The 17107-nt window shown below is 70.4% G+C and carries 13 protein-coding genes and 1 pseudogene; 5 read left to right on the top strand and 9 right to left on the bottom strand.

The features are described from left to right. Positions 1–93 precede the first annotated feature (93 nt). Complete coding sequence (locus tag ACFVYF_RS10005) at positions 94–726, bottom strand: MBL fold metallo-hydrolase (protein WP_389453550.1); 633 nt, start codon at positions 724–726, stop codon at positions 94–96. Next, entirely contained in the window at positions 726–1811 is a 1086-nt protein-coding gene (locus tag ACFVYF_RS10000; RefSeq protein WP_389453547.1) for an S-(hydroxymethyl)mycothiol dehydrogenase, read from the bottom strand. Before ACFVYF_RS10000 ends, ACFVYF_RS10005 begins: the two co-directional genes overlap by 1 nt. Positions 1812–2156: 345 nt before the next feature. Between ACFVYF_RS10000 and ACFVYF_RS09995 the strand changes: the two genes are divergently transcribed. Beyond that, positions 2157–3911 (top strand): ABC transporter ATP-binding protein, encoded by a 1755-nt coding sequence (locus ACFVYF_RS09995; protein WP_389453544.1) that lies wholly within the window; start codon positions 2157–2159, stop codon positions 3909–3911. A gap of 15 nt (positions 3912–3926) precedes the next feature. Here ACFVYF_RS09995 and ACFVYF_RS09990 read toward each other — a convergent pair whose 3' ends face one another. Together ACFVYF_RS09990 and ACFVYF_RS09985 are read right to left on the bottom strand one after the other, a co-directional pair. Next, positions 3927–5387 carry an aldehyde dehydrogenase family protein gene (locus tag ACFVYF_RS09990; protein ID WP_389453541.1) on the bottom strand — a complete coding sequence of 487 codons (1461 nt, stop codon included), beginning with the start codon at positions 5385–5387 and terminating at the stop codon, positions 3927–3929. 235 nt (positions 5388–5622) lie between these two features. Then, a complete protein-coding gene (locus tag ACFVYF_RS09985; RefSeq protein WP_389453538.1) occupies positions 5623–5919 on the bottom strand; it encodes a hypothetical protein in 297 nt (98 codons plus the stop codon). A gap of 171 nt (positions 5920–6090) precedes the next feature. Here ACFVYF_RS09985 and ACFVYF_RS09980 point away from each other — a divergent pair, with 171 nt between their 5' ends. Further along, the gene (locus ACFVYF_RS09980) at positions 6091–6456 is read left to right on the top strand and encodes a nuclear transport factor 2 family protein (RefSeq protein ID WP_389453535.1); all 366 of its coding nucleotides are present in this window, start codon (positions 6091–6093) and stop codon (positions 6454–6456) included. 285 nt (positions 6457–6741) lie between these two features. On the opposite strand, the gene ACFVYF_RS09975 is transcribed toward ACFVYF_RS09980, so the two are convergent. Together ACFVYF_RS09975 and ACFVYF_RS09970 are read right to left on the bottom strand one after the other, a co-directional pair. After that, a complete protein-coding gene (locus tag ACFVYF_RS09975) occupies positions 6742–7737 on the bottom strand; it encodes a CU044_5270 family protein (RefSeq protein WP_389453532.1) in 996 nt (331 codons plus the stop codon). Positions 7738–8107: 370 nt separating this feature from the next. After that, positions 8108–8614 (bottom strand): annotated as a pseudogene (locus ACFVYF_RS09970) (RNA polymerase sigma factor); the annotation flags it as partial. Positions 8615–8719: 105 nt separating this feature from the next. On the opposite strand from ACFVYF_RS09970, the gene ctaD reads away from it, so the two are divergent. Both ctaD and ACFVYF_RS09960 read left to right on the top strand, forming a co-directional pair. Beyond that, positions 8720–10411, top strand: coding sequence for a cytochrome c oxidase subunit I (gene ctaD, locus ACFVYF_RS09965; protein WP_389453529.1), 1692 nt, complete (start codon positions 8720–8722; stop codon positions 10409–10411). A 5-nt stretch (positions 10412–10416) separates the two neighbouring features. Further along, positions 10417–10758, top strand: coding sequence for a hypothetical protein (locus ACFVYF_RS09960; protein ID WP_389453526.1), 342 nt, complete (start codon positions 10417–10419; stop codon positions 10756–10758). Between the two features lie 96 nt (positions 10759–10854). Here ACFVYF_RS09960 and ACFVYF_RS09955 read toward each other — a convergent pair whose 3' ends face one another. Then, positions 10855–11517, bottom strand: coding sequence for a TetR/AcrR family transcriptional regulator (locus ACFVYF_RS09955; RefSeq protein ID WP_389453523.1), 663 nt, complete (start codon positions 11515–11517; stop codon positions 10855–10857). A 254-nt stretch (positions 11518–11771) separates the two neighbouring features. Here ACFVYF_RS09955 and ACFVYF_RS09950 point away from each other — a divergent pair, with 254 nt between their 5' ends. Next, positions 11772–13019 (top strand): YncE family protein, encoded by a 1248-nt coding sequence (locus tag ACFVYF_RS09950; protein WP_389453520.1) that lies wholly within the window; start codon positions 11772–11774, stop codon positions 13017–13019. Here ACFVYF_RS09950 and ACFVYF_RS09945 read toward each other — a convergent pair. Both ACFVYF_RS09945 and ACFVYF_RS09940 read right to left on the bottom strand, forming a co-directional pair. Beyond that, complete coding sequence (locus tag ACFVYF_RS09945; protein WP_389453517.1) at positions 13016–14884, bottom strand: cellulase family glycosylhydrolase; 1869 nt, start codon at positions 14882–14884, stop codon at positions 13016–13018. The two genes, ACFVYF_RS09950 and ACFVYF_RS09945, sit on opposite strands and share 4 nt — an antisense overlap. Before the next feature lie 164 nt (positions 14885–15048). After that, entirely contained in the window at positions 15049–17031 is a 1983-nt protein-coding gene (locus ACFVYF_RS09940) for a GTP-binding protein (RefSeq protein WP_389453514.1), read from the bottom strand. Positions 17032–17107: the final 76 nt, after the last annotated feature.

Genomic DNA, 17107 nt, shown 5'->3' with positions numbered 1-17107 from the left:
GGTGCGGGTGCGTTGTGGCATCCGTCCGCCCTCGTGGGGGCGAGGGCCGCCCGGCCGGCTGACCGGTCGGCCGTCGCCGCTGCAGGTGGACCGTCAGTGGCCGCGGGCGATCCACTCCTCCAGGTGCGGAGCCTCCGCGCCGATGGTGGTCGTCTCCCCGTGCCCGGTCCGCACGACGGTGTCCGCCGGGAGGCCGAGCAGCCGCTCCCGGATCGAGTCGACGATCGTCGGGAAATGCGAGTAGGAGCGGCCGGTGGCTCCCGGGCCGCCCTGGAAGAGGGTGTCACCGGTGAACACGGTGCCGAGGCCGGGGGCGTACAGGCAGACCGCGCCCGGCGCATGGCCCGGCGTGTGCAGCACGGTCAGGTCGGTGCCGGCGGTCTCGATCACCTGCCCGTCGGCCAGCCAGGCGTCCGGCAGCCGGTCCGGGTGGGTCTGCTTCCACAGCGGCAGGTCGTCGGGGTGCAGCCAGATGGTGGCTCCGGTCCGCTCCGCGAGGGCGGGCGCGGCGTCGATGTGGTCGTTGTGAGCGTGCGTGCACACGATGGCCCGCAGCCTGCGGTCGCCCACCGCTTCGGCGATGGCGTCGGCGTCGTGGGCGGCGTCGATGACGATCGCCTCATGGTCGTCGCCGACGATCCAGACGTTGTTGTCGACGTCCCAGGTGCCGCCGTCGAGCGAGAAGGTGCCCGAAGTGACCAGGTGATCGATACGCGCGTGCGTCATCAGAACACCACCACCGAACGCAGGACATCGCCCTGGTGCATCCGGTCGAAGGCCTCTTCGACCTGGTCGAGTGCGATCGTCTCGGACACGAACGCCCCCAGGTCCAGCCGTCCCTGGAGGTGCAGGTCGATCAGCATGGGGAAGTCGCGGGACGGCAGACAGTCGCCGTACCAGGACGACTTGAGGGCTCCGCCGCGCCCGAAGACGTCCAGCAGGGGCAGTTCGAGCCGCATCTCCGGGGTCGGGACGCCGACGAGGACGACCGTGCCGGCGAGATCGCGGGCGTAGAAGGCCTGTTGGTACGTCTCCGGGCGGCCGACCGCATCGATGACGACGTCGGCGCCGAAGCCGCCGGTCAGTTCGCGGATCGCCTCGACGGGGTCGCTCTCGCGGGAGTTGACCGTGTGCGTCGCGCCGAGCTTTCGGGCGGTGGTCAGTTTGCGGTCGTCGATGTCGACGGCGATGATCTTCGCCGCACCCGCCAGCCGGGATCCGGCGATCGCCGCGTCGCCGACGCCACCGCAGCCGATGACCGCGACGGCGTCCCCGCGTCCCACGTTCCCGGTGTTGATGGCCGCGCCGATGCCGGCCATCACTCCGCAGCCGAGCAGTCCGGCGACCGCGGGGGAGACCGCCGGGTCGACCTTGGTGCACTGTCCGGCGGCGACCAGGGTCTTCTCGGCGAAGGCGCCGATGCCCAGGGCCGGGGACAGCTCCGTGCCGTCCTTGAGGGTCATCCGCTGCCGGGCGTTGTGCGTGTCGAAGCAGTACCAGGGCCGTCCACGCAGACACGCACGGCACTGACCGCACACCGCACGCCAGTTGAGGATCACGAAGTCGCCGGGCGCGACGTCCGTGACGTCCGAGCCCACCGACTCCACGACGCCCGCCGCCTCGTGGCCGAGCAGGAAGGGGAACTCGTCGTTGATCCCGCCCTGTTTGTAGTGCAGGTCCGTGTGGCAGACCCCGCAGGCCTGGATCTGCACCACGGCCTCACCGGGCCCCGGATCCGGTACGACGACGGTCTCGACACGCACCGGCTGGTCCTTGCCCGGTGCGATCACGCCACGTACTTCCTGCGCCATGGTGATGAGCCCTTCCGTAGGTCGACGTTCCGTCGAACGACCCTACGGTGTGACCGGCCGGAAGAAGGGCAGGTGGCGTTCGTCCGACCCGGTCTCCGCGAACTCGGCGGGTGCCGTCGGGGCCCGGATGACGGGCGGCGCCTTCGACGGCTCGGCCGTCGTCCTCGGGGGGCCGGGTGTGCCCGGCGGCCAGGGTCTCCCGCGCCTGTGCGCCCACCTCGCCGGCACCCGCACCGACGGCTCGGGGCCTCGCGAACGCCGCCAGGTCCCACCGCCTGGCCGGTCCGGGCGGGCACGTCGGCGACGTAGCCTGAATACTCCGCGTCGACTGCCGCTAGGAGCACTGTGAGCATTGCTGCAACGGAAGCCCCACCGCCCGCCTGGCGGCTGCTTCTCGGGTATGTACGGCCGCATCGGTGGGCGCTGCTGACGGGCGCGCTGCTGGCGCTCGGGACAGGAGCCACCGGTCTGGTGCTGCCGCTGGTGGCGCGGGGCCTGATCGACGATCTGTCGCACGACCGGCCCATCACCGGCGCCCTCATCGGCATGGCGGCGCTGGTGGTGGTCAACGCGGCGGTCGGCGCGCTGGGTTCGTACGTCCTGCGGCGCACGGCGGAGTCCGTGGTCCTCGGCGCCCGGCGCAATCTGTCGTCGTATCTGCTGCGGCTGCGCATACCCGCCGTGGACCGCAGCGAGCCGGGCGATCTCATGGCCCGCATCACCTCGGACACCACGCTGCTGCGCGAGGTGACGACCGACTCGCTGGTGGGGGTCGGCACCGGCGGTCTGACTCTGGTCGCGACGGTGGTGATGATGGGCCTGGTCGATCCGGTGCTGCTCGGCGTCACGCTGGCCGTGATCGTCGGCGCGGGCACCGTCCTCGGCGTGATCGTGCCGCGTATCAACCGGGCGAGCCGCCGGGCGCAGGACGCGGTCGGTGTGATGGGCGCGTCCCTGGAACGGATCCTGGGCGCCCTGCGCACGATCAAGGCGTCCGGGGCGGAGCACCGCGAGGAGCAGAGCATTCACGCGGCCGCGCACGAGTCGTGGCGGCAGAGCGTCAGCGCGGCCAAGTGGTCGGCGGCGGCGGGCAATACGGCGGGCCTCGCGATGCAGATCGCCTTCATCACCGTGCTCGCGGTGGGCGGTGCCCGGGTGGCGACGGGCTCCATCGCCGTCGGCACGCTGGTCGCCTTCCTCCTCTACGTCTTTTATCTGATGTCGCCGATCCAGCAGGTCGTCGGCGCGGTCACGCAGTACCAGACCGGCGCCGCGGCGCTCGCCCGGATCCAGGAGGCGCTGACGCTGCCGGCCGAACCGGCCGCCTCCCCCGCCGCGTTGCCGTCCCCCGGCGCCGAGCCGGCCGCGCTGGCCTTCGAGGACGTCCGCTTCCGTTACGCGGACGACCTGCCGTACGTCCATCACGGGGTGACGTTCGCCGTCCCGGCCCAGGGCATGACCGCGTTCGTCGGACCTTCCGGGGCGGGCAAGACCACGGTCTTCTCCCTCATCGAGCGGTTCTACGACCCCGAGGCGGGCCTCATCACGCTCGACGGCCGCCCGCTGGAGGAGTGGCAGCTGCCCCAACTCCGTGCCGCCATCGGCTACGTGGAGCAGGACGCCCCGGTCCTGTCGGGTTCCTTGCGCGACAATCTGCTGCTGGGCAATCCGGAGGCGGACGAGGCCGAGCTCAACCGGGTGCTGAAGACCACGCGGCTCGACGGCCTGATCGGACAGCTGCCCCGTGGTCTGGACACGCTGGTCGGCCACCGCGGCACCAAGCTGTCCGGCGGCGAGCGCCAGCGGGTCGCCATCGCCCGGGCGCTGCTGCGCCGCCCGCGCCTGCTCCTCCTCGACGAGGCCACCTCGCAGCTGGACGCCGTGAACGAGGCCGCGCTGCGCGACACGGTCGCCGATGTCGCCCGCACGACCACGGTCCTCGTGGTCGCCCACCGGCTGTCGACCGTCACCATGGCGGACCGCATCGTCGTGATGGACGCGGGCCGCGTCCGTGCGGTGGGCACGCACCGCGAGCTGGTCACCGGGGATCCGCTCTACGCCGAACTGGCGGCCACGCAGTTCCTGGCCACGACCGGCTGAGGCTCCGGTCAGGTCTCAGAAGGGGAAGGGCGCGTGCTGCGTGGCGATGGTCACCCAGCGCGTGCTGGAGAACGACTCGATGCCCCAGCGGCCGCCGAAGCGCCCGTAGCCCGAGCCCTTGACGCCGCCGAAGGGCGCGTGCGGCTCGTCGGCGACCGACTGGTCGTTGATGTGCACGATGCCGGTGCGGATACGGCGCGCGACGGCGAGTCCGTGCGTCGCGTTCTCGGTGATGACACCGCAGGTCAGGCCGTTCTCGGTGTCGTTGGCGACAGCGATGGCGGTGTCGTCGTCGGCGAAGGTCTCGATGACGCAGACGGGACCGAACGCCTCCGCGTAGTACAGGTCCGCGTCCTTGGGGACGGCGGTGAGCACGGTCGCCGGGTGCACCGCGCCCTCCGGCTCGCCGCCCCCGGTGAGCACTTCGGCGCCCTTGGCGACGGCGTCCTTCACGAGAGCGGCGACGCGCCGGGCGGCGGAGGGGGTGACCAGTGGACCGATGACAGTGTGCGGGTGGCCGGGGTCTCCGGCCTGGAGCGAGGCGACCTTCGCGGTGAACTTCCGGGTGAACTCCTCGGCGAGGGACTCGTGGACGAGGACGCGGTCACCGGACATGCAGATCTGGCCGGAGTTCAGGAGCACGCTGAAGGTGACGGCCTCGACGGCGTAGTCCACGTCGGCGTCGTCGAGCACGACGACGGCGTTCTTCCCGCCCAACTCCAGTACGGCGGGCTTGAGGTGAGCGGCCGCGTGGGTGCCGATGATCCGGCCTACGCCGGTGGAGCCGGTGAAGTTGACGGCGCGGACGCGGGAGTCGGCGATCAGCACCTCGGCGATCTCGGCGGCGTCCTCGCGGGCGTTCGTGATCACGTTCAGCACGCCGTCGGGCAGCCCCGCCTCGCGCAGCACGTCGGCGACGAACAGGGCGCAGGCGATCGGCGCGTCCTCGCTTGCCTTCACGACGACGGTGTTGCCCGCGGCGAGCGGGGCGGCGACGGCGCGAACGCCGAGGATGACGGGCGCGTTCCAAGGTGCGAAGGCGGCGACGACGCCGAGCGGTTCGCGGACCGCGAGGCCGAGCGTGCCCTCCTGCTGGGCGCTGAGCACCTCGCCGCGGGGCGCGGTGATCGCGGCGGCCGCCTCGCGCAGGAAGTTCGCGGCGAGCCCCACGTTGAAGTATGCCCAGGGCCGGGTGGCGCCCGCCTCCCGTGCCATCAGCTCCGCCACCTCTTCGCGCTTGGCGTCGACGAGGTCCGCCGCCCTGAGGAAGATCGCGCGGCGGGCGAAGGGGGCGAGCGCGGCCCATTCGGCGAAGGCGGCGTCGGCCGCGTCCACGGCTCGTGTGACGTCCTCGGGTCCGGCGGCGGCGACCGTCGCGTACAGCTCACCCGTAAAGGGGTCGATGTCCTCGGCGGTGCGGCCCGAGACGGCGGGCACGTCCTTGCCGCCGATCAGCAGTTCACGGGTGAGGGACATGGCGTGGGTTCCTTCGTTACGTGCGTACGACGGTACGCAAGTGGGGCGCTCGGGGGCGAACGAGACGGCTGTTCGCCCGGTGAAATTTGATTCATCAACCATTCGGATGCTCTGACCGAGCCCCGGGAATGTCAAGGGCCCCCGCCGTGGCGGGGGCCCTGGGGCGCGTACGCGCGTGACGCGGTGAAGCGGTGCGGGACCGGCCTGGGGCCTGTCCTGATCCGCCCGGCGGTCCCTAGTACTCGAGGCCCGGGAGGAGGTTGGTGACGGGCGCGACGAGGTCGGTGACCTGGTGCAGCTGGTTGAGGTCGTGCAGGCGGTTGAGGCCGGCGATCTGCTGGGAGACCCGGGGCAGCTTGTCCCGGTGCTCCGCGGGGATCTCGCTCACGGCGAGCGAGTCGAGCATGGTGACCGGGTTCAGCTTGCCCGCGCCCGGGGCCTCGGGACCGGCCGCGTTCGCCATCGGAGCGGCAAGGCCGGTGATTCCGACGGCAAGACCAACGGCGGCGACGATACGTCGTGTTGAGATCATGCATTCTGCAACGGCGCGGAGCCTCGGCCGGACACGGCCGGGCCGCCCCCCTCACCCGAGAGGCGCACAGGGCGGCAGCGCTTGCCGTCCGCCGCCCGGCGGAGGAGTCTCGGAGGAGAGGCCCTTCGCGGCCCGCTCCTCACCGGGCCGCGGCCTTCTAAGGAGGTCACCATGGGCACCGCGGCAGGCCCCGCATTCGACGCCGAAGCGCTGCGTCGAGGCATTGAAGGACAGAGCGCAGCAACTCTTCTGTCGCTCTACGCGGACGACGCGGAGATCCGCGTAGTCGACCACAACTCCCAGCCCAGCCATCCGATGGTCATGCACGGACGCGACAAGATCGGCGAGATGCTGAACGACGTCTACAGCCGGGACATGACTCACAAGATGGAGCAGTGCATCGTCCAGGGCGACCACGTCGCCTTCACCGAGTCCTGTGAGTACCCGGACGGCGTGAAGGTGTACGCCAGCTCGATGATGTCGCTGCGGGACGGCAAGATCGTCGACCACACCATGCTGCAGGCATGGGACGAGTAGGAAGGAACTGGCCGAAGGTCCAGATCAACTCCCGTGTGACCTGGACCTTCTCGGCGCGAGCGGCGATGGGACGCTCGCGTCCCGGCCCGGCCCGGCGGCCACGCCCACTGTCCGCGGCAGGCCGGCACGCGTCTCTATCTCTGCTGCGAGCACTCCTGCGGGCAAGGCGTTCCCGTCCGCTTGCTCCGATGCCGCGTACTGCTCCACGGCGGCACATCCGGCCCCGCTGAGCCGCATCCGGACGCGACGACGGTCGGCGACCGGCGATGCCCGCTGGGCCTGTGATCAGCGCATCCACGCGCTGTACGACATCACGTCGCCGGCCTCGAGGCCGTACTCGGGATCGTTCCTCGTGACGGTGTCCTCCAGCCCGAGGACGGCGCCGGTCGCCGGATCCAGGATCAGCATCCGGCGCACGGAGTGCTCCGTGTCGTCGTACACGTACGCCTGTCCCTCGCGTCCCAGCCGGTCGGTGACCTCGCCGACCGGGCGCAGTCCTGGCGCGTCGGCAAGGACCCGCGCCAGCGCGGCGGACTCACGGCTGCCGAGCGTCCAGTGGTCGAGCAACTCGGCCATGGCGTCCAGGAGTTCGGGGGTCCGCAGGGTCCCGGTGGTGTCGATCTCGTCCAGGTAGGCGCGCAGCCGCGCGGCATTGTGCGGCGGCCGCGCCCGCGGTGGGGCGTCGCTCCAGCTCGGCGGGTAGGACTGCCGGCTCAGGACGTGCCCGTCCTCGACCGTGCGCGGGGTGTCGTCACTGTCGGTGATGACCGGCCTGCCCGGGTGGCGCGGGTCGGTCGCCACGACGAGTTCCGTGTGACTCCCGTCGGCCTTCCAGCGCACGATGCGCTCCTCGGGAAGCGTGATCGGCGGCCGGGCGCCGGGCCCGCTCGTCATGGACAGGCTCCACGACTGGACGTGCGTTCCCTGGCGCAGAGGGAGCGCGGCACCGGACGCGGCGGCGCGCTCCGCCACCTCGTCCAGGGGTACGGCGGCGGAGCCCGCCTCGACGACCAGGGGGCGGGGTGCGGCCACGGCGGGAGTGGTGGTGGTCCCCGACAGGAGGAGCGTGAGGGCGATCGCCGCGACCACGGCGGTGGTGGCGAGGCTCCAGGCCCAGCGCCGGGCCTGCCGGGATCGCCGGGATCGCCGGCTCCCCTGCTCACCGTGCAGCAGCTGGTTCAGACGGCGTTCCGCGTGGTGGTCCAGCGGCCGGTCCTGGTAGCGGGTCTCGCCGGCCGGGACCGGGTTGGCGCGGCGCAGCAGTTCGAGTTCGTCAGCCATGGCCGTGCTCCTTCGGGGTGCCGCGGCGGTGCGCCTCGGCGCCGTGGGCGAGGGTGAGCGGCGTGCGGTCGCCGCTCGGCGCGGCTTCGCTGATCGGCGCGGCTTCGCTGCTCGGCGTACGGTCGGCCGCTCGGCGAATGCGGTCGGAGTTCTGGCGGTCGCATCGGGAGCTCTGGTAGTCGCCACCGGAGTGCGGGCGCTCGCCGCCGGAGTTCTGGTAGTCACCGTCGGAGCTCTGGTAGTCGCCACCGGAGTGCGGGCGGTCACCGCTGGAGTTCTGGTTGTCGTCACCAGAGTTCGGGCGGTCACCGCCGGAGTTGAGGCGCTCGCCGCCAGATTTCAGGCGCTCGCCGCCAGAGTTCGGGACTCGGCCGCTGCTCCGCATACGGTCGATCTCGGCTCTCAGCCGCCGCCGGGCCCGGTGCAGCCGCATCGCCGCCGCCCTGCTGCCGCAGCCGAGTGCGACGGCGACCTCGTCGACTCCGAGCTCCTCCCACACGGTCAGGCGCAGCACCTCCTGGTCGGCCGGGCTGAGCCGGGCCAGCGCTTCGTGCACCCAGGCGCCGGGAGCCTCGGCGTCGGGGCTGTCCACGGTCTGCCGGCCCTGCGCGGTCTCGTGGTTGCCGATCCGGTCGAGGAGCCGGCGCCGGCGGCCGTAACCGCGTACGGCATTGGCCAGGCAGTTGCGGGCGACGCCGTACAGCCAGGGCAACGGGGTGGCGGGCAGTTCGGACCGCCGGCGCCAGGCGACGGTGAACACCTCGGCCACCACTTCCTCCACCTCGCTCGTCCGGCCGTCCAGTCGCCGCGCAACGTAGCGGCTGACCGCCCAGTAGTGCTCGCGATAGGCAGCGGCGAAGATCTCGTCGTTGCTCATGTTCCGTAGGTGTCCGGCGGGTGGGAGTTCGTCACACCCGCCGATGTGACGCTCGTCGCTTCCCCCGAGTGTGACGGCCGGGTGGGCCCCGGACACAGGCGGGTCATGGAGAGCAACACTGTTTCGACGACGCGGCCCGCGCCGTCCGTCCCGGTACGCACGCGCCGTCCGGGAATCACCGTGGTGAAGTGGCTGACCACCACCGACCACAAGACGATCGGCACGCTGTATCTGGTCACGTCGTTCGCGTTCTTCTGCATCGGTGGCGTCATGGCGCTGCTGATGCGCGCCGAGCTCGCGCGTCCTGGTCTGCAGATCATGTCGAACGAGCAGTTCAACCAGGCGTTCACGATGCACGGCACGATCATGCTGCTGATGTTCGCGACGCCGCTGTTCGCCGGTTTCACGAACTGGATCATGCCGCTGCAGATCGGCGCGCCCGACGTGGCGTTCCCGCGGCTGAACATGTTCGCCTACTGGCTCTACCTGTTCGGCTCGACCATCGCGGTCGGCGGCTTCCTCACCCCGTCGGGCGCGGCCGACTTCGGCTGGTTCGCCTACAGCCCGCTGTCGGACGCGGTCCGCTCGCCGGGCGTCGGCGCCGACATGTGGATCATGGGTCTGGCCTTCTCCGGCTTCGGCACCATCCTCGGCGCGGTCAACTTCATCACCACGATCATCTGCATGCGCGCACCGGGCATGACGATGTTCCGCATGCCGATCTTCGTGTGGAACGTCCTGCTGACCGCGGTCCTGGTCCTGCTGGCCTTCCCCGTGCTCGCCGCCGCGCTGTTCGCGCTGGAGGCGGATCGGAAATTCGGGGCACATGTCTTCGATGCCGCGAACGGCGGTGCGCTGCTGTGGCAACACCTCTTCTGGTTCTTCGGCCATCCAGAGGTGTACATCATCGCCCTGCCGTTCTTCGGAATCATCTCCGAAGTGATCCCGGTGTTCAGCCGCAAGCCGATGTTCGGCTACATGGGCCTCATCGGCGCCACCATCTCCATCGCGGGTCTCTCCGTGACGGTGTGGGCGCACCACATGTACGTCACCGGCGGCGTACTCCTGCCGTTCTTCTCCTTCATGACGTTCCTCATCGCCGTGCCGACGGGCGTGAAGTTCTTCAACTGGATCGGCACGATGTGGCGGGGGTCGCTCAGCTTCGAGACCCCGATGCTGTGGGCCACCGGATTCCTCGTCACCTTCGTCTTCGGTGGTCTGACCGGCGTGATGCTCGCGTCGCCGCCGATGGACTTCCCTCTCTCCGACTCGTACTTCGTGGTGGCGCACTTCCACTACGTGGTCTTCGGTACGGTCGTCTTCGCGATGTTCTCCGGATTCCACTTCTGGTGGCCGAAGTTCACCGGGAAGATGCTCGACGAGCGGCTCGGAAAGATCACCTTCTGGACGCTGTTCATCGGATTCCACGGCACGTTCCTGGTGCAGCACTGGCTGGGCGCGAACGGAATGCAGCGCCGGATTCCCGACTATCTGGCGGTCGAGGGGCTCACGGCTCTCAACACGGTGTCGAGCATCTTCTCCTTCCTCCTCGGCCTGTCGTTCCTGCCGTTCTTCTACAACATCTGGAAGACCGCCAAGTACGGCGAGAAGGTCGAGGCCGACGACCCGTGGGGCTACGGCCGTTCACTCGAGTGGGCGACCTCCTGCCCGCCGCCGCGGCACAACTTCGTCTCGCTTCCCCGGATCCGCTCCGAATCCCCGGCGTTCGACCTGCACCACCCGGAGGTTCCGGCCGCCGGCGCGCAACTCGGTACGGCACAGCGGGCCCTGCGATGACAGCGATGGACGAGCGCCCCCTGGACACACGCGGACTGATCGACGAGCTGGAGGGACATCTGCTCGTCGAGGCCGCGCGCACCGAGGCCCGCGCCGAAGCCGCCCGCTTCAGCCGCTCCCTGGCCTGGCTCACGGACACCCAGCGCGCGGAGGTGGAGGAGCGCTACGCGGACAACCACCTTGCGGTCACCCGTCGTTCCTGGGAGCGGACGGCCCGGCGCGGCGGGGAGCTGAAGGCCGAGTACGAGGCGGCGTACCGTGCGCTGCGACGACGGCTGTGCGGCGGGATCCTGCTCGGTGCCGTCGTGATCGTGATGGTCACAGCCGGCCTGGCCGCCACAAGATGACCCTGCCGCCCGGGGGTCGGAACCGCACCGCAGCAGAACCGCTGCCGGAATGCTGCCCCGGGCGGTCGAGAGGGCCGGGGAGCTCGTCGGCGGCGGTCACGAGCGCCCCGGCCCCCAGCCCTGAGGGCGCAGGATGCCCAGCAGCTGGCGGACCAGTTCCTCGACGACCTGGTCGAGGGTCGCGTCCACCCAGCCGGCGCTCCAGTCGTGGAGGAGTCCGTTGACGCTCCCGATGAAGGCCGCGGCGGCTATCCGGTAGTCGCGCTGGGCCGCCTCGCCGCGTGCGGCGGCCGCCTCGGCCTCGGCGCAGATGAGGTCCACCCAGCGGGCGCGGCGGGCGAGCCGCTGTTCCTCCATCCGGGCGCTGACGCCGATGATCTCGACGAACGTGATGCGGACCCGCCGGGGGTCGCTGGTGACATCGGCCGCATAGGCTCGGAAGATCGCGGCGGCGCGCTCGGCGACCGGCAGACCGTCGACATCGGCCAGGGCGGCCAGGGCGGCTGTCTCGGCCCAGTCGTTGACCTGGAGATGCAGGGCGGCCAGCACGTCTTCGAGGGTGCGGAACGCCTCGTAGAACTGGCGGGTCGACAGGCCCGCCGCCTCGCTGAGCGCCGCGACGGTGGTGGACCGGAAGCCGGGGCTGTCGCCGAACAGCTGGAGCGCGGCGTCCAGGAAGCGTTGGCGCCGCTCGGCCTGTCGCTCCTCGGCGGTCTTACCGCCGTAACGGCCGGTCGGCTGTTTGAGCCTGCCCGCCACACGTCCTCCTTCGCCCGGCCCGACGACGCCGGTGCTCCCGTGGCCGGACAGTCCGTCCGTCGGGGCTCAACTATGCGCCCCGGCCCAGCCGTTGATCCATTCGACAGTTGTCAATTTTGTCTCGTCCGGAGTCTTGTGGAGAGGCCGCCCCCTTCCTTACTTTCCAGTAAATCGACTCTGAATGTGCGCCTGTTCAGATTCACCCTTGTCATGCCCCTTCCACCCCACACTCCCCACCTACGACAAGGACCGCCATGTCTGCCCCCAGATCCAGACACCTCTGCACCCTCACCACCGCGCTCGTCCTCGCCCTCGGCGCCACGGCGACCTCGGCCACCGCTCAGGACACCTCCGCCGATCTGCGCGAGGTGATGTTCGTGGGCAACAACTGGGACGGCACCGCCGACGTCATCAAATCCACCGGCGACTTCGCGAAGATCGGCCGGGTCAACGTCGTGCCGGACAAGGAGGCACGCCTCGCGGAGATCAACGCCGACCCGGTCAAATGGGCCTATTTCATGGGCATTCGCAGCGGCGTCGGGGAGGGCCACGACCAGTTCGTCGACGACATGTACGCCACCCCGGACGGGAGGTCCATGGTCGTCTCCCGCCCGAGCTTCGCCGACGTGGTCTCCATCGACCTCGCCAGCGGGAGGATCAACTGGCGCTTCGCCGTGTCCGGTTACCGTGCCGACCACATGGCGGTCTCCCCCGACGGCAGCCGCGTCGCGGTCTCCGCCTCGACCGCCAACACCGTGCATGTCCTGGACATCACCACGGGCAAGCAGCTCGGATCCATCGCCACCGGCGACAAGCCGCACGAGAACATCTTCACCCGGGACGGCAAGTACATCTGGAACATGTCCATCGGTGACGTCACCACCGCTCTGGACGAACCGTGGCTGGACTGGACGAAGGGCGACCGCCGCATCACCGTCGTCGACGCGACCACCTTCAAGCAGGTCAAGGTGATCGACATGCGCCAGCGGCTCGACGCCATCGGCCTCACCGACTTCTCCGACGCCGTGCGGCCCGCCGTCTTCAGCCCCGACGAGTCCAAGCTCTACTTCCAGGTGTCGTTCTTCAACGGCTTCCTGGAGTACGACGTCGCCACCGACCGGATCACCCGGGTGAAGACCCTCCCGAAGAACCCCGCGACCAGCACCGACCGCACGACCTGGGTCAACGACTCCCGTCACCACGGGATTTCGATGAGCCCCGACGGCACCAAGCTCTGCGTCGCCGGCACCATGGACGACTACGCCACCGTCGTCGACCGGGCCACCCTCCAGGAGGGCCCGCTCGTCACCGCCTCCAAGCCGTACTGGGCAACCGTCAGCGGTGACGGCAAGTCCTGTGTCGTCTCGGAGAGCGGCGCCGACCAGATCACGGCGATCGACTTCGCGACCGGCCGGAAGACGGTCTCGGTCCAGGTCGGCGACCACCCCCAGCGGGTGCGGCTGGCCCATGTCCCGGCGAACTGGACAGGGGCCGTCGGCTAACCGGCCTTCGCCGCGGCCCATGCCGACAGTTCCGTGCGGGCCGCGCTCAGCAGGCCGTCCGAAGGGGCCGAAGCGCCGTTGGTGATCAGTGCGTAGTGCAGGGTCCCCGAGTCCGGGGCGGTGAGCAGGAGCCGGCGGGCTCCGGTGCCGCCGGGCTCGGGGGCCGCCGCCACGGGAGTCGCCCTCGTGTACGCGGGTGGGGCCGAGGTGGTGCCGAGGTCGGAGACCACCGTGGTGGCCGCGGCAGGGAAGGACGCCGGCAGGTGGACCTCCGTGGGAGCGTCCGTGCCGTCGGAGCGCCAGAGCAGAAGGCTGTACTGGCCGCCGCCGACCAGCTGCGACACCTGTGGAAGCGAACTCGGGACGGGGTTCCAGGTCAGGGTGGTCGAGCCGTCCCGCGACCGGTCCTCGTAGGTGAAGGCCACCGTCGTGCCGGCCGTGGCACTGGGGTACACGCGGTCCAGCAGACGGGCGTCCTGGCGCAGGACGGGCTGCCCCGAGCCGTCGAGCGCCACCGCCGAGAGGTCCTCGTCATTCCAGGCGTCGCCGGATGTCAGAACCTTGTCGGGGTTGTCGTTCATCAGCTCCTGGTGGCGGCCGTTGTAGAGGTCCCACTGCCACTGGGTGCCGGACAGGACCGGGCCCGAGGAGGCCGGCCGGTCCCACCAGGTGGAACCCGGCAGCCGGGAGTCGAGTGCCTGGTACATGGCCTTGAGGACCGTGGGGGCCTTGTCCGAGACCGAACCGGACAGCGGATGGCCGAACTCGCTGACGACTCCCGTCGTACCAGCGGCGGAGGCACGGTCGCGCACCGTCCCGAAGTCGGTCGCGTACTGGCCGTCGCGGGCCTTGCCCCACATGAAGACGCCGGAGATCGCCTTCTGGTCGTAGAAGTGGGTGTTGAACACATAGCGCGGGCCCAGGGTGCCCGCGTCCAGCAGCCCGCCCTCCTGCTTCTGGAAGTCGAGGTTGGCGTTCCAGAAGAGGTTCGGTTCGACGAAGGCCGGCTTGGCCTGCCAGCCGGCCGCGTCCATCCGCGCCCGGAACTTCGTGTAGAAGGGCCACAGCACGTCGCGTTCCCAGGTCCGGCTGGTCTGTCCGGAGTCGTACGTGCCCGCGTACGGCTCATTCAAGGGGTCGAAGCCGACGACGCCGGCGAACTCGGCTGCGGACAGGTGCTGTTGGACGTACGCCATCGTCTTCTGAGCCGTGGTGAGGAAGGCGTCCTGGACTCCGTTCGCGTTGTGCCAGAAGTCGTACGACGCCTGTTTCACGGCCTCGTTCTGGGTGATGTTCTGCCCCCAGAACAGGCAGACCCCGCAGGACTCGTCGGGATAGTCACCGGCGTCCACGACCCACTTGGGCGCGCCGTCACCGCTGTACCAGCTGTCCGGGTCGAAGAGATGGCGGGAGTAGAGGTCCTGGTGGAAGTCGGGGAACACCCGGATCCCGGCGTCGAGGAAGGCGCGCAACTGGGCGGTGGCGGCTGCGAGATACGCGGTGTCCACCTGCCCCCGTACGGGTTCGGCGGCCGCCCAGGAGAGCAGGAAGCGGACCGAGTTGCCGCCGCCGAGAGCCCGCAGCGCGGTGGCGGACTTCCTGGCGTCCGCCACCGAGGCGAACGGCAGTCCGTCGTTCTCCGCCAGTTTCGTCTCACCCGAGACGTTGTAGCCGCGGAGCACCACCTCACGGCCGAGGCCGTCGGTGAAATGGCCGTTGTCCGCCGTGAGGGTGGCGGCCGCGGGTTCGTCGAACCACAGGGAGTCGGGGAGGCCGTCCGCCGTGGCGGGCTGGACGCCCGTCACGGTGAGGAGGCCGGTGAGGAGTACGAGGACGCCGAACAGACGTGCGCGCAACTTCGCCATGTCCACAACAGTCGCGGTGGCACCTCGGCACGTCAACACCCCCTGACTCCGCGGTCGTTGCTCGCCTCACTCCGGGACCGGGCGCACCGCGGCGATCGGAGACTCGGCGCACCCGATCCGGCCCGGGGGACGGCGACGGGATGCCGCCGCCCCGCCCGCTCGGCTCAACTCCCGACTCTGCGCGTCACGTTCAGCAGGTACTCCTTGCGGTCGAGCGGGTTGTGGTCGGTGCGCGGCCGGTGCGGGACGACGCCGCGGGCGACCGGTGCGTAGTGATCGAAGGCCCCCTCCAGTTCACCCTCCCCGCGGGTCAACCCGGGGAGCAGCTGCTCCAGTTCATGGACCTGGGCCGCCGGGATCCGGCCCTCCAGCACACTCGCCTCCCCCCTTGTCTCCGTCGTCTGCGGTACGGCGCGCAGTCTCGCCAGCACCGGCAGGACCGCGGCCAGCGTGTCCCCGGGCGTCTCCAGCCGGAAGCGGTGCATCGGCTCGTGCACCCGGCTGCCCGCCCGCCGCAGCGCGGCCATCAGGACCAGCGGGGTCACCCCGCGGAAGTCGGCGCCCGTGCTCGACATGCTCTTGTCGAAGCCCTGGTGGGCGTGGCTCTGGCGGGGCGAGTAGCCGGAGTGGGTCACGGTGACCGTGCAGTCGGTGACCTGCCAGCCGTGGATCCCCTGCCGCAGGGTGTCCCGCACCGAGTCCTCGATCGCCTTGAAGAAGGCGTACGGCATCGACCCGAGCTCGACCTCCAGCCGGAACTCCACACCGCTGCCGACCGGCGCCGGATCCACCCGCAACCCGACCGTCGCGAGGAAGGGATTCGGATCCTTGCCGTTGAACTCGACCGCGCTGCCCGTGCCTTCGGGCCGCTCGATGCAGATGGTCGTCGTCTCCTCGAAGGTGACGTCGAGGCCGAACTCGTCGGCCAGCGTCGCCTGGATGACCTCCTTCTGCACCTCGCCGTACAGCGATACGGAGATCTCCTGCCGCACCTCGTCCCGGCGCAGGTTGATCAGCGGGTCCTGCTCGGCGAGTTGGGTGAGCGCGAGATGCAGGGCGCCCCTGTCGCCGGGCCGGGCCGCGACGACGACCGTTTCGAGGGTCGGCGGGGCGAAGAGATGCTCGCCCTCGGTCTTCGCCGGCACCCCGAAGGTGTCGCCGATCCGGATGTCACCGAGACCCCAGAGCTTGCCGATCCGGCCGGCGGCGACGGACGTGCCGCGGACCTCCGCACCGCGGTCGAACACGCTGATCGCGGTGACCTTGCCCTCCTCGCCGTCCCGGAAGGGGATCCGGTCACGCGTGCGCAGGGTCCCGGAGAACATCCGCGCGTACGCCACCTTCTCGCCTTCGGGCCCTCGCTCGACCTTGAAGACGGTGCCCGAGACCGGGCCGCCCGCATCACACTCGGCGGCGGGGAGCAGCTCCTTGATGCCGGCGATCAGGTCCGGGACGCCCGCCCCGGTGATGGCCGAACCGAAGAACACCGGGTGCACCAGGGCCTGCCCGGTCTGCCGCGCCAGGGCCGAGCGCAACCGCTCGTCGGGCACGCCTCCTTCGACGTACGCGGCGAGCAGCTCGTCGTCGTGCGCGGCCAGTACGTCGAGCAGGGGTGTCCGGAGGCGGGCCGCGGCGAAGGGGGTGAAGCCGGCGTCCCGTGTGCCCCGTAGAGCGACCTCGCCCATGGGGACGATCGCCGGGGTGAGCCTCGCGGAGATGCTCTCCAGCAGCTCCTCGTACCGCGCTCCCCGGCGGTCGATCTTGTTCACGAAGACGAGCGTCGGGATCCGCAGCCGCTGCAGCGTCCGCATCAGCACACGGGTCTGCGCCTGCACGCCCTCCACGGCCGAGACGACGAGCACCGCGCCGTCGAGCACGCCCAGCACGCGCTCCACCTCGGCGATGAAGTCCGGGTGGCCGGGTGTGTCGATCAGATTGACCGTGGTGTCGTCGATCGCGAAGGACACCACGGCGGACTTGATGGTGATCCCGCGCTGCCGCTCGAGTGCGAGGGAGTCGGTCCGGGTGCTGCCGGCGTCGACACTGCCGACCTCGTCGATGATCCCGACGGAGTGCAGCAGCCGCTCGGTCAGGCTGGTCTTACCGGCGTCTACGTGCGCGAGAATTCCCAGGTTCAGCATGTGCACCGCGTGTCATGTCCTTTGAAGAGGGGGTCATTCCTTCCGGGGTGGACATGAACGGTGCGCGCATTGCTGCTCCTGG

The sequence above is a fragment of the Streptomyces sp. NPDC058274 genome (assembly GCF_042881375.1).
In the GTDB taxonomy this organism is placed as follows: Bacteria; Actinomycetota; Actinomycetes; order Streptomycetales; family Streptomycetaceae; genus Streptomyces.
The sequence above is the reverse complement of the archived record's forward strand: the minus strand, read 5'-3'. Positions and strand labels throughout refer to the sequence as shown.

Coding starts and splice junctions, on each gene's coding strand:
- ACFVYF_RS09950 (WP_389453520.1), top strand. CDS start 11,772: ATGTCTGCCCCCAGATCCAGACACCTCTGCACCCTCACCACCGCGCTC.
- ACFVYF_RS09985 (WP_389453538.1), bottom strand. CDS start 5,919: ATGATCTCAACACGACGTATCGTCGCCGCCGTTGGTCTTGCCGTCGGA.
- ACFVYF_RS09945 (WP_389453517.1), bottom strand. CDS start 14,884: ATGGCGAAGTTGCGCGCACGTCTGTTCGGCGTCCTCGTACTCCTCACC.
- ACFVYF_RS09960 (WP_389453526.1), top strand. CDS start 10,417: ATGGACGAGCGCCCCCTGGACACACGCGGACTGATCGACGAGCTGGAG.
- ACFVYF_RS09975 (WP_389453532.1), bottom strand. CDS start 7,737: ATGGCTGACGAACTCGAACTGCTGCGCCGCGCCAACCCGGTCCCGGCC.
- ACFVYF_RS10005 (WP_389453550.1), bottom strand. CDS start 726: ATGACGCACGCGCGTATCGATCACCTGGTCACTTCGGGCACCTTCTCG.
- ACFVYF_RS09980 (WP_389453535.1), top strand. CDS start 6,091: ATGGGCACCGCGGCAGGCCCCGCATTCGACGCCGAAGCGCTGCGTCGA.
- ACFVYF_RS10000 (WP_389453547.1), bottom strand. CDS start 1,811: ATGGCGCAGGAAGTACGTGGCGTGATCGCACCGGGCAAGGACCAGCCG.
- ctaD (WP_389453529.1), top strand. CDS start 8,720: ATGGAGAGCAACACTGTTTCGACGACGCGGCCCGCGCCGTCCGTCCCG.
- ACFVYF_RS09990 (WP_389453541.1), bottom strand. CDS start 5,387: ATGTCCCTCACCCGTGAACTGCTGATCGGCGGCAAGGACGTGCCCGCC.